This window comes from Algoriphagus lutimaris, assembly GCF_017051705.1.
Lineage (GTDB): Bacteria > Bacteroidota > Bacteroidia > Cytophagales > Cyclobacteriaceae > Algoriphagus > Algoriphagus lutimaris.
Map to the genome: position 1 here is coordinate 1,375,929 of NZ_JAFIDJ010000002.1, position 12,295 is coordinate 1,388,223.

At 41.0% G+C, this 12,295-nt stretch carries 11 protein-coding genes; 8 read left to right on the forward strand and 3 right to left on the reverse strand.

What is annotated here, in order from left to right; translation table 11 throughout:
* Positions 1 to 3: 3 nt before the first annotated feature.
* The 5 genes from murG to ftsZ all read left to right on the forward strand — a co-directional run bounded on the left by murG (position 4) and on the right by ftsZ (position 6,334).
* Positions 4 to 1,086 carry an undecaprenyldiphospho-muramoylpentapeptide beta-N-acetylglucosaminyltransferase gene (murG, locus tag JYB62_RS16535; RefSeq protein ID WP_205646499.1) on the forward strand — a complete coding sequence of 361 codons (1,083 nt, stop codon included), beginning with the start codon at positions 4 to 6 and terminating at the stop codon, positions 1,084 to 1,086.
* Complete coding sequence (gene murC, locus JYB62_RS16540) at positions 1,083 to 2,495, forward strand: UDP-N-acetylmuramate--L-alanine ligase (protein ID WP_205646500.1); 1,413 nt, start codon at positions 1,083 to 1,085, stop codon at positions 2,493 to 2,495. The genes murG and murC overlap by 4 nt, the downstream gene beginning before the upstream one ends.
* The gene (locus tag JYB62_RS16545; RefSeq protein ID WP_205646501.1) at positions 2,492 to 3,250 is read left to right on the forward strand and encodes a cell division protein FtsQ/DivIB; all 759 of its coding nucleotides are present in this window, start codon (positions 2,492 to 2,494) and stop codon (positions 3,248 to 3,250) included. Before murC ends, JYB62_RS16545 begins: the two co-directional genes overlap by 4 nt.
* A 10-nt stretch (positions 3,251 to 3,260) precedes the next feature.
* Complete coding sequence (gene ftsA, locus JYB62_RS16550) at positions 3,261 to 4,571, forward strand: cell division protein FtsA (RefSeq protein ID WP_205646669.1); 1,311 nt, start codon at positions 3,261 to 3,263, stop codon at positions 4,569 to 4,571.
* Between the two features lie 107 nt (positions 4,572 to 4,678).
* Positions 4,679 to 6,334, forward strand: coding sequence for a cell division protein FtsZ (gene ftsZ, locus JYB62_RS16555; RefSeq protein WP_205646502.1), 1,656 nt, complete (start codon positions 4,679 to 4,681; stop codon positions 6,332 to 6,334).
* A 3-nt stretch (positions 6,335 to 6,337) separates the two neighbouring features.
* Here the strand turns inward: ftsZ and JYB62_RS16560 are convergent, their stop codons facing one another.
* Complete coding sequence (locus JYB62_RS16560) at positions 6,338 to 6,862, reverse strand: NADPH-dependent FMN reductase (RefSeq protein WP_205646503.1); 525 nt, start codon at positions 6,860 to 6,862, stop codon at positions 6,338 to 6,340.
* A 97-nt stretch (positions 6,863 to 6,959) separates the two neighbouring features.
* On the opposite strand from JYB62_RS16560, the gene JYB62_RS16565 reads away from it, so the two are divergent.
* The gene (locus JYB62_RS16565; RefSeq protein WP_205646504.1) at positions 6,960 to 7,778 is read left to right on the forward strand and encodes a purine-nucleoside phosphorylase; all 819 of its coding nucleotides are present in this window, start codon (positions 6,960 to 6,962) and stop codon (positions 7,776 to 7,778) included.
* A 112-nt stretch (positions 7,779 to 7,890) separates the two neighbouring features.
* Here the strand turns inward: JYB62_RS16565 and JYB62_RS16570 are convergent, their stop codons facing one another.
* Both JYB62_RS16570 and JYB62_RS16575 read right to left on the reverse strand, forming a co-directional pair.
* Positions 7,891 to 9,174, reverse strand: coding sequence for an amidohydrolase (locus JYB62_RS16570; protein WP_243431605.1), 1,284 nt, complete (start codon positions 9,172 to 9,174; stop codon positions 7,891 to 7,893).
* Between the two features lie 240 nt (positions 9,175 to 9,414).
* Positions 9,415 to 10,710 carry an amidohydrolase gene (locus tag JYB62_RS16575; protein WP_205646506.1) on the reverse strand — a complete coding sequence of 432 codons (1,296 nt, stop codon included), beginning with the start codon at positions 10,708 to 10,710 and terminating at the stop codon, positions 9,415 to 9,417.
* Positions 10,711 to 10,855: 145 nt separating this feature from the next.
* On the opposite strand from JYB62_RS16575, the gene JYB62_RS16580 reads away from it, so the two are divergent.
* Together JYB62_RS16580 and JYB62_RS16585 are read left to right on the forward strand one after the other, a co-directional pair.
* The gene (locus tag JYB62_RS16580) at positions 10,856 to 11,554 is read left to right on the forward strand and encodes an SDR family oxidoreductase (protein ID WP_205646507.1); all 699 of its coding nucleotides are present in this window, start codon (positions 10,856 to 10,858) and stop codon (positions 11,552 to 11,554) included.
* A gap of 178 nt (positions 11,555 to 11,732) precedes the next feature.
* The gene (locus JYB62_RS16585) at positions 11,733 to 12,257 is read left to right on the forward strand and encodes a TlpA family protein disulfide reductase (RefSeq protein ID WP_205646508.1); all 525 of its coding nucleotides are present in this window, start codon (positions 11,733 to 11,735) and stop codon (positions 12,255 to 12,257) included.
* The last annotated feature ends 38 nt before the right edge of the window (positions 12,258 to 12,295 follow it).

Sequence of the window (12,295 nt, forward strand, 5' to 3'; positions counted from 1 at the left end):
ATCATGATCAGTGGAGGAGGAACAGGGGGGCATATCTACCCTGCAATCGCCATTGCCAATGCCTGGAAAGAAGAATTTCCAGACAGCGAGATTCTATTTGTTGGGGCGCTGGGTAAAATGGAAATGCAAAAAGTTCCAGAGGCGGGCTATCGAATTGAAGGCTTACCAGTAGCAGGGCTTCAGCGAAGGTTGACTTTGGAAAATCTAAAGTTCCCATTTAAACTTTTGAATAGCTTGATGCAAGCCAGAAAAATGGTGAAGGAGTTTAAGCCAGACGTGGTGGTGGGTGTGGGAGGTTATGCCAGTGGACCTGTATTGTTTGTAGCGCAAAGAATGGGTATTCCCACTTTGGTGCAGGAGCAGAATTCTTACGCAGGACTGACCAATAAATTATTGGCCAAAAAAGCCAATAAAATATGTGTGGCTTACCCTGATATGGAGCGATTCTTTCCAGCAGAAAAGATTGCTTATACAGGAAACCCTGTGAGGAAGGATATTCTGGATTTATCTGGAAAAAGAGAGCCGGCACTCGCACATTTTAAGCTGGAGGAAGGAAAGAAAACGGTGTTGGTTTTAGGCGGCTCTTTAGGAGCAAGAACTTTAAACCAAGCGGTTTTAAAAGACATGAAATCCTTGGATAAAGAGGGGTATCAGGTGCTTTGGCAATCTGGTAAATATTATTTCAAGGACATGCTTGAAAAGACCGAAAAAGCAGGTTTGAAAAATATTCATTTAAGGGAATTTATCCGAGAAATGGATTTGGCTTATGCGGCTGCGGATCTGATTGTTTCCAGAGCGGGAGCATTGTCAGTATCCGAGTTGTCTTTGGTAGGAAAGCCAGTGATTTTCATTCCATCTCCCAATGTAGCGGAAGATCATCAGACCAAAAATGCGATGGCTTATGTAAGTCATGATGCAGCTTGGTTGCTGAGGGATCAAGAAGCTGTAGGGAAGCTAAAATTGAAAGTAGATGAACTAATGGAAGACCCAGCAATTGGGCTTGCATTAGGAATGAATATCAAGAGTTTGGCAAAGCCGGATGCGGCCATTGCCATCAGAAAAGAAATTGAACAATTAGTAGCATGAGCTTCGAAGGAATACATAGGGTTTATTTCCTAGGAATCGGAGGCATTGGCATGAGTGCCCTTGCTCGATGGTTCAACCATGAGGGATATGCGGTGTCTGGATACGACCGTACGCCATCTCCATTGATAGGAGAGTTGATGGCGGAAGGCATGACTGTGACATTTGATGACTCTATAGATAGCATTCCTGAAGCGATCAAGAAGTCTCCGGATTCAAGTCTGATTGTGTGGACTCCGGCGATGCCAAAAGATAGTGTTCAGTTAGCCTATTTTAGAGAGAAAGGCTTCGCCTTGAAAAAGAGATCTGAAGTACTGGGAATGGTGACAGAGAATTTCTATACCATCGCGGTAGCAGGAACTCATGGGAAGACGACTACTTCCTCTTTGATTGCTCATTTGTTCAAGGATGCTGGAAAACCTATCGCTGCTTTCTTGGGAGGAATTACCCAAAACTATCAGAGTAATCTGATTTTGGGCAAAAAGAAATCCAAAAAGCAACGATTTGTAGTAGTGGAAGCGGATGAGTTTGACCGATCATTTATGAGACTGCATCCCAATGAGGCCGTGTTGACTAGTACTGACGCGGACCACTTGGATATCTATGGGGATGAAAGCACCATTTTAGATGGTTTTGGAGACTTTGTAAAGCTAATTGACAAAAAAGGCAAATTGTTTATTCAGTTTAATGCTGCAGATAGGCTTGGTCTGGATCGCTTACCAAAATTGATCACTAGAAAATATGGCTTAAGGTCTGAAGGGATTAGGGCAGAGAATATACAAGCTCGACCTGGATCCTTCCTGTTTGATTATGTAGATGGGAAAAAAGTAATTCCTCATTTGGAGTTGCATATCCCAGGTTTTCATAATGTTGAAAATGCCTTGGCAGCTATTGCCATTGCTACAGAACACGGAATCACAGATGAAGAAATAAGGAAAGGACTTGCTTCTTTCAAAGGTGTAAAAAGAAGATTTGAGATTCATGTCAACCAAAATCATCTGGTTTATATTGATGATTACGCGCATCATCCTGAGGAAATCAGAGCTTGTTTAAGTTCTGTGATTGCCATGTATCCAACCAGTAAGCTTACGGTGGTGTTCCAACCTCACTTGTATTCCAGAACCAGGGATTTTGCAGAGGGATTTTCGGAGAGTCTTTCACTGGCCGATGAGGTGATTTTATTGGATATCTATCCTGCAAGGGAGCTCCCTATTGAAGGAGTAAGCTCCACTATGCTTTTGGAGAAAATTGAGTCCAAGAAGAAGACCTTGGTAAGCAAGGCTGATTTGATGGGCTATTTGGAAAAATCTGCTCCCGAGGTCTTAGTGACCCTTGGAGCTGGTGATATAGATCGTTTAGTTCCTGGAATTGCTTCCTGGATGGAGTCTAGACAAAAATTAAACACAGTATGAAAAAGATCAGGATCAAAAAGACACTTGTTTTTCTGGTGCTATGCATGGTGCTGGTCGGCTTCATTGGCTTTGTGGAGAAGCAAACCTTGTACAAGACTTTTCAAGGTGCTGAGATAAATATTGATGGGGTCAGTGGGGTCTACTTTGTGGAGGAGAAAGAAATACAGGAGATCATGAGATCTGCTTTTCCTGAATTAAAAGCAGGTTTGATGTTGGAAGAAGTCAGATTGGAGGAAGTGGAGAAAAGACTGGCTGGTCATCCCTTTATTAAATCAGTGGAGGCTTCCATCGGCCAAAAGGGAATATTGAATTTAAAGATTCAGCAGCACCAACCCATTGCAAGAATTGCGCGGTCCTATGCTGCAGATGGATATATCACGGTGGAGGGAAAAGTAATTCCTACTTCTCCTTCTTATACTAGTAGAGTATTGATTTTGCAAGGCAAACAAGCCGAGCAATTGATGGATAAAGGCGATGTGATGGAGCAAATGCCTGAGTTGATGGACCTGATCAATTTCATCGTAGAGGATGATTTTTGGTCTGCCCAGATCCCGGAATTGGAAGTGAATTCCAAAACGGATATTCGATTGATGCAGCAAGTGGGAAAGCAGGTCATCGAATTTGGAGATGCCAATGACATCGCCGAGAAGTTTAAGAAAATTGAAGTCTTCTATAAGGAGATATTACCGCGAAAAGGTTGGAATGCCTATGAGCGTGTGAGCGTAAAGTTTAAAGATCAAATTGTTTGTGAATAATAGCTTGGGAATGGAAAATGATAGACTAATCGTCGGACTAGATATTGGAACCACCAAAATCTGTGCGATCATCGGCCGAAAAAATGAGTTTGGCAAACTCGAAGTACTCGGAATGGGAAAAGCCATTTCTGACGGTGTCAATCGTGGTGTTGTCACCAACATTGACAAAACTGTGCATGCTATCCAAAAAGCTGTCGAAGATGCTTCTGAAATGGCTGATGTGGATATTGCAGAAGTCATTGTCGGGATTGCAGGACAGCACATTCAAAGCAAAATAGTGCATGGAAGCATTATGCGAACTCCAACAGAAGATGAGATTACAGTAGAGGACGTAAGGAGACTTTCCAGCGACATGGAAAACATTGTCGTTCCTCCGGGAAATAGCATCATCCATGTAATGCCACAGGATTACACCGTCGATTATGAAGGTGGGATTAAGGATCCTGTAGGAATGTCTGGAACTCGTCTGGAGGCAGACTTCCACATTATCACCGCACAAACAACCGCCATCAATAACATCAATAGATGTGTTCGAAGAGCCAACCTCACTTCCAAGCAGTTGATTCTCGAGCCATTGGCAAGTTCCTTATCAGTACTCAGTGATGATGAAAAAGAAGCAGGAGTTTGTTTAGTGGATATTGGTGGAGGTACTACTGATATTGCCATTTTCTATGAAAATATTATCCGCCATACAGCTGTAATTCCATTGGGTGGAAACATCATCACTACCGATATCAAAGAAGGGTGTATGGTGATGCAAAATCAAGCTGAGCTATTGAAAACAAGATTTGGAAAGGCCATTGCCAATGAAGCTAATCCAAATGAAATCGTCTCCATCCCTGGATTAAGAAATAGACCTCCTAAAGAAATTTCGATTCGAAATCTGGCTTCGATTATAGAGGCAAGAATGGAAGAAATCATTGAGATCGTCCAAAACGAAATTATGCAATCGGGTCACTATAAGAAGCTTGCAGCAGGGATTGTGTTGACTGGAGGAGGCTCTCAATTGCAGTTCATCAGTCAGCTATTTGAATACATGACTGGATTGGATACCCGCATTGGATATCCCAATGAGCATTTAGGGAAGTCGGTAGTAGAAGATGTGAAATCTCCTATGTATGCCACATCTGTAGGGCTTGTTTTAGCAGGCTTTAAATCTCTGGATGATCGGGAAGAAGGATATAAACAAAGACTTGCCAATTCGGGACCGATCGTGAGGCAAGAAAATAAAGAATTGATATCAAAAGATATTTTCCGAAGCATAGGTGCCAAGCTGAAAGGTTTGATTACCGATGATATCGGAGATGATATTACCTACTAGGGCTTATGATTGAGGGGAGATAATTGGCTTTGCTTTTTATTTCCCCATTTAACCTTTTTACTAACAACTGAAAATAGTTCACCAAATAAATAAATATGTCAGATAACATGAAAGATTACAGATTTGATCTTCCAAAAAATCAAAAGTCGATTATCAAAGTAATTGGCGTTGGTGGAGGCGGTTCCAATGCCGTGAACCACATGTTCAGCCAAGGAATTAAAGATGTGGAGTTTGTCGTGGTCAACACAGATGCGCAGGCTTTAAAATCTAGTCCGGTTCCTTTGAGACTTCAATTGGGAGCAAACCTTACCGAAGGTTTAGGCGCAGGAGCAAATCCTGAGCAAGGAAAAAATGCAGCGATCGAGTCCCAGGATGAGATTCGTGAGTTATTGGCTGATAATACCAAGATGGTATTTATTACAGCAGGAATGGGGGGAGGTACCGGAACCGGTGCGGCTCCAATCATTGCAAAAATTGCAAAAGAATTGAACATATTAACGGTAGGTATTGTGACTGCTCCGTTTATGTTTGAGGGTAAAAAGAAAATGAACGTTGCGCAGCAAGGGATCGAAGCTCTACGTGAAAATTGCGATACCGTGTTGGTGATTTTGAACGATAAGCTAAGAGAGATTTATGGTAATCTAGCGATCAGAACTGCTTTTGGTAAAGCAGATGATATCCTAACTACCGCTGCTAAGTCTATTGCAGAAATCATTACCATACATCAAGATGTCAATGTCGATTTTGAAGATGTGAAGACTGTCATGAAAGATGCTGGTGCCGCAGTGATGGGCTCCTCAACTGAAGAAGGCGAAGGAAGAGCAATCCGTGCTGCTGGAGCAGCTATTTCTTCTCCGTTGTTGAATAACGTAGATATCAAAGGAGCTGAAAAGATTCTTCTTTCTATCATGTCTGGTGAGGATGAAGAATTGTCCATGGATGAGTTGAGTGAAATTACCGAATACATTCAGGAGAAAGCCGGAGATAATGCGGAAGTGATTTTTGGTCAGGGTATTGACGTGGAACTAGGAAGGGCGATTCGTGTAACTGTAATCGCAACTGGTTTTGAAATGGATCGATTGGAAGGGGCAGCTAAAAAAGCTGAGATGAAGACGCCTTTGCCAACCCCAGTGATTGCTCCAAGCGTGGTTGATAAAACCCCTGAGCCCGAGGCTGTAAAAACAGTGATCAATTTGGATTCCGGGAAAAGTGAAAAAGTAAAAGAAGAAGCTGTAGGCAATGGTTCTACCTTTGTTTTTTCATTCCCAAAAGCAGCTCCTTCAGCCAATAAGCCAGTAGAAGAGAATCCGGGTAAGAAGGTGGAAAACGAAGAAGTGGAGCCTGAGTTCAACTTTGAAGTGAAGCCAAAGCAAGAGGAGAAATCAGAGTTTGAATTTGTGAAGCCTGAGCCAAAGAAAATCGTTCATGACCTATACGAGGAGGAGGAAAAAAGTGAGCCTCAACCTGCAAATAAAGAGGCAGAAGCAGAAGCTCCGGTTTTCGCAAATGATTACTATGAGCAAATGAAGCAAAAAGCGATTCAAAGAGCTCATGAACGTTTTGAAAAATTAAGAGGTAATAGAACTTTCAACCCAACTCCAGAAGAATTAAAGGAGAAAATGGAAGTTCCTGCTTACCAGCGTAAGAATGTAAAATTGAATGAGCCTCAGCATAGTTCAGAGCAAAATATCAGTAAGTATAATCTGAACGATGACAATGAGATTCTAGGAAATAATAGATTCTTACATGATAATGTGGACTAAATGCTAAAACTCTAGCAGCATGTCTGCCTGGGAATGCAATAAGTCCATGTAAAGCCTGTTGGTGAGCAGGTTATCTGACATATTTTGCTCTATTTTGGCAAGCTTAGGCTTGAGAGCAAGGACATGCATCCCCAAATAATGGAATATATCGGTGAGGTGGCTCAAAGCGATGCCACCTCCCCCGATTCCAGAAGAGATGCCCACTAGGGCACTTTTTTTATTTTGGAGAATATTGGGATATGTCATCCCATCTATAAAAGCTTTTAAAATGCCAGGGAAGGAACCATTGTATTCCGGTATGATAAAAACAAATTTTTCGCCTTCCTTGAATTTATCATGGAAGAGGTTGTAGTCCTCATTTTTTCCATTGTTCTCATATAAAGCAGTTTCAATAAAATCAATAGGCAGGTTTTCCAATTCCAGAATTTCAGAGTCAGCTCCTTTTTCCTTAAGAATAGTCTGGTATAATTCGGCAATAATTTTGGAAACAGAGTTTTTACGGTTGGTTCCTACGATGATTTTGATCATTTCATTTGTTTTTAAGTCAAAACAACAGGCTATATCCATGAAGTGTTCACGCAATGGTCAATTTTAATATCTTTACTAATTAAGAATTATGCAGACCATGAACTACTCAGATCAGATTAAAGAAGCTTTTCAATTTATACAAAACCTCCATTCCGAATCTGTGAATATCGGAATTATTCTGGGAACAGGTCTTGGTAGACTAGGAGAGAAGATTCATGTAGATATTGAAATCGATTATAGTGAAATTCCCCATTTCCCTGTTTCTACCGTGGAAAGTCATTCGGGTAAATTGATATTCGGTACCATTCATGGGAAAAGAGTGGTAGCCATGAAAGGTAGATTTCATTATTATGAAGGCTATTCCATGAAAGAAGTGACTTTCCCGGTTCGAGTGATGAAACTGTTGGGAGTGACTCAATTATTAGTATCTAATGCTTCGGGAGGATTAAACCCTTCACAGCATGTAGGAGAGGTAATGATTATCAATGATCATATAGACTTGTTTCCGGAAAATCCTTTACGTGGTAAGAATTTAGATGAGTTTGGTGTACGATTTCCTGATATGAGTGATGCCTACTCCACCCGCTTGATCCAATTGGCCGAGGAAATCGCCATTGAGAATAAATTTATGTTTCATACCGGAGTCTATGCAGGAGTCCAGGGACCTAATTTGGAAACCCCAGCAGAATATAAATACTTAAGAACCATTGGGGCAGATGCAGTGGGGATGAGTACCGTTCCTGAAGTAATTGTGGCTAGACAAATGGGGATAGAGGTATTTGGAATCTCAGCAATCACCGATTTGGGTGTGGAAGGAAAAATAAAAAGAATAACTATTGCTGAGGTTTTGAAAGCAGCAGCGATGGCAGAGCCAATTATGGCAAAAATAATGGAAGAATTAGTGAAACGGATGTAGGTATTTACTGCTCCTGTAATTTCGCTTGGTTAAACGACACCAGCTTTTGGTTTGATCAATGAAAAAAGCCGCGACTTCAAATGGAATCGCGGCTTCATTCATTTAGGGTTATTTATTGCATTCCCATATAGTCTACTACCAAATAACTCAATGCCCGGACCCCAAGTTTGAATCCACTTTCCTCAAGATAGAAATCTGGGGTATGATGAGAGGCTGTTGTTAAAGGATCGCCTCCTATTTTCATACCTCCTAGCATGATGAAAAATCCTGGTTTTTCACGTTGAAAGTAGCTGAAATCCTCTGAACCGGTTATCGGATCCATTGCAATTACATTTTCTTCTCCAGCCGCCCCTTTAAGAGACGGAAGCATTTGAGAGGTGAAAGCAGGCGGATTCACCGTGGAAGGATAAAGTTTTCCGATTTCTACCTTTGCGGATGCTCCTGAGCTTTCAGCAATATTTGTTACAATTTCAGTGATTCGTTTATGCACCAATGCTTGTTGCTCATCCCCAAAAGTTCGGATGGTTCCTATCATATTTACCTCTTCGGGGATAATATTAGAGCGAATCCCTCCATGGATAGCTCCTATCGTAACGATTGCAGGGTTTTCGGTAATATTTACATTTCTAGAAAGAATGGTCTGAAGCCCCATCACAATTTGGGAAGAACTTACAATAGGGTCTACCCCATACCAAGGAGTTGCACCATGAGACTGGGTTCCATTAACAGTGATTTTGAGATTATCCACCGCTGCTAAAAATGGCCCTGATCTATACCCTATTTTTCCTGCTTCAATTTGTGCCCAAATATGTAATCCAAAGATGGCATCTACGTCTTCCATTACTCCTTCTTTCACCATGAGTTCAGCTCCAGCAATACTTCCATCATACACACCTTCCTCAGCGGGTTGGAAAATAAATTTTACAGATCCTTCCAATTGGTCCTTCATTCCGGCCAAAACCTCAGCGACTCCCATCATAATTGCCATGTGGGAATCATGTCCACATGCATGCATGACACCTGTTTCTTGTCCATTGAAAGTGGTGGTTACTGTTGATTTGAAAGGTACATCGGCACGTTCAGTTACCGGCAAAGCATCCATATCTGCTCTAAGTCCCACCATAGGCCCTGGTTTTCCTCCTTTCAAAACCCCTACTACTCCGGTTTTAGCTACGCCTTCAGTAACTTCCATTCCAAGTGAACGCAGATGCTCTGCAATAACTTTTGCTGTGCGAAATTCTTGATTGCTTAATTCAGGGTTCTGATGAAAATCTCTTCTCCATTCAATGACCTTTGATTCCACTTGATCGGAAGATTGGTCGATTTTTGGTCGGAGTTTGGATTGGCCGAAACTGGCTATAGAAAGGAAGAGAAATGGTATTAAGAGCTTTTTCAATTTTCTTGGTTTTAGTGAATGATCAATACAGTTAAAAGTTCTGTCCTTGTTGACTTTTCTAAAAACTTTATTATTCTCTAATGTAGGAAAATCTACCGTAATTCTATTTGGACTGACTTGATTAAGTGATATCATGTCCATAAGCATAAAAAATACCCAGAGCCTTAAGATCTGGGTATTCATTTATGCCAATCTTGCTTTATAAAAAATCTTAATCCATTCATTGATGAAATAATTCTATTATTTCATTCCCATGTAGTCTACGACAAAATAGCTCAATGCTCTTACTCCCAAGGTGAAACCACCCTCGTCAATATAGAATCCTGGAGTATGGTGAGAAGGGGTAGTGGTAGGATCTCCACCTTTTTTCATTCCACCCAAATTGATGAATAATCCTGGCTTTTCTCTTTGAAAAAAGCTGAAATCCTCAGCACCTGTTACAGGAGGCATTGAAATAACATTTCCTTCACCGGCTGCAGCCTGTAATGTGGGTAACATGGTCGCAGTCAGTGCTGGGTCATTTACAGTAGAAGGGTATAGTTTTTCTATCTTCAAGTCAACTTCTGCGCCAGCACTTTCTGCAATATTGGTAACGATTTCTGTAATTCTTTTATGAACTAGCTCTTGCTGTTCATCTCCAAAAGTTCGGATGGTGCCGATCATTTCTACCTCTTCCGGAATGATGTTATGTCTGATTCCGCCATGAATGGCGCCAACTGTAACTACTGCAGGATTTTCAGTGATATTTACACTTCTTGACAAGATAGTTTGTAAGCCCATTACGATTTGGGAAGAAGTGACGATCGGGTCAACACTAGACCAAGGGGAGGCTCCGTGAGCCTGACGACCCTTGAGAGTAATTTCAAGATTATCCACGGCGGCCATTGCAGGGCCTGATCGATAACCGATTTTTCCTACTTCCATTTGAGAGGCAATGTGAAGCCCAAATACTGCATCGACGTCTTCCATGACTCCTTCCTGAACCATCAATTCTGCACCTGCAGTAGATCCATCATAAACTCCCTCTTCTGCTGGTTGGAAGAAGAATTTCACATTTCCTTCCAACTCATCTTTCATGCTGGCTAATACTTCAGCAACACCCATCAAAATAGCTACGTGCGTATCATGTCCACAGGCATGCATCACACCGGTTTCCTGACCATTATACGTGGCAGTATTTACAGATTTGAAAGGAAGATCATTTCTTTCAGTGACAGGAAGGGCATCCATATCGGCTCTTAAAGCTACGGTAGGACCTGGTTTCCCGCCTTTTAAAAAACCGACTACACCAGTTATCGCCACCTCCTCAGTTACCTCAATTCCTAGAGATCTCAAATGATCTGCTACTTTTTTGGCAGTTCTAAATTCTTGATTTCCAAGTTCGGGATGCATGTGGATGTCTCTTCTCCATTCGATGACCTTAGATTCAATAGAGTTCGCCTTGGAGTCTATTTCTGGTCTAAGAGAGGACTGTGCCATGACAGTTCCTGCACCTAGAATCGGTGCGATTAGAAAGGGCATTAGTACTTTTTTCATGATTGATGGTTAAATTCTATATTTTCAAATTTAGAAAATTACTTGACGCTTGAGTTTTCCTTTGAAAGAAATACCATAAATACTGTTTTTAAAGAACTATTTTCAGTTCAAATACTTTTAATGGTAAACTCAAGAAAATAATGATATGGAATTAAAAGGTAAAATAGCAGTAGTCACAGGAGTAAGCAAAGGAGTAGGTTTGGAAATGGTGAAGCAATTAGTCGAAAAAGGAACAGTGGTAGCCGGGTGGGGAAGAAATGCGCCGGATTTTACACATGAAAACTTCCACTTCTTTTCATGCGATGTAGCAAATGAAGATGCTGTAGAAAATGCTTTTCAATCCACTGTGGCGAAACTTGGAATTGATATTCGAATTTTGGTGAACAATGCTGGTTTTGGTGTGGCAGGTGACACGGAGACTTTTTCTTCTGAGGATTGGAAGGCGATGTTTGACACCAATGTTCATGGTATTTTCTATACTACCAAGCGTCTGATACCTGCCATGAAGACCGCTGATGAAGGGCATATCTTGAATGTAGCCTCCATCGCAGGATTAAATGGTGTAAACAAATTTGCTGGCTATGTAGGAACCAAGCATGCAGTTCGTGGGATTTCCCATTCCCTATACATGGAATTGAGAGACTTTGGTATCAAAGTTTCTACGATCTATCCAGGTTCTATTCAAACCAATTTCTTTGATGATATCCCGGGAGTGGACGCACATGAACATATGATGAGGCCAATTGATGTAGCCACCACCATGGTCCAAACATTGGAAACGCATCCGAATTATTTTATAACAGATGTAGAGTGCAGACCATTGAGACCAAAAGGCAAGAAGTAAATCTTTTGGCAATTTGTAAAAGAGCCTATTCACCCACGATGTTTTAAACATTGTGGGTGTTTACTTTTTAAGCCAGCCTATTTAAATAAAACCTAATGAGGGCTTTTAAGAAGTGATTAAATTGCTTTCAGCGAGTTTAGTGTTTATTTTGAGCCCTGAATTATTTTGAAATCACATCATGAAAAAAGTAAATCTGATCGTTTTATTTACCCTACTTCTGGGATGTACCGCCTATTTGGCTTATTCCTCTCAAAATGCAGAAGTAGAAACATTACCAGCCCTTTCTGCTCCGAAGGATTTACCTGATTTCACATTGAATGATATTAGCGGTAAGGTAAATTCAATTCATCAATTAGCTCAGGGTAAACCAACACTCTTTATTTATTTCAGTTCTACTTGTCATTTATGCCAGGAAGAACTGGGTAAGATTTCTGAGCGAATTGATGAGTTTAAGGACTATAATCTCATTTTCACGACCGTACAACCCAAAGAAGAAATGATTGGGTTCGTTGAGGAACTAGGAATCAAAGACAAAAGCTTTGTGCACTTTCTGTTAGATGCTGATATGAATGTGGCTAGCTACTACCAGATCAGAAGTGTGCCATCTATTTTTTGTTATAATTCTAGAAAGCAACTGATGGCGGAATACGTAGGCATTACCAAAATTGACCTGCTGTTGGAAAATCTAGGTAGAGGGAAGTAAGCTTCATCCTACGATTGAAAAAGTAAAGTTTACTTGTC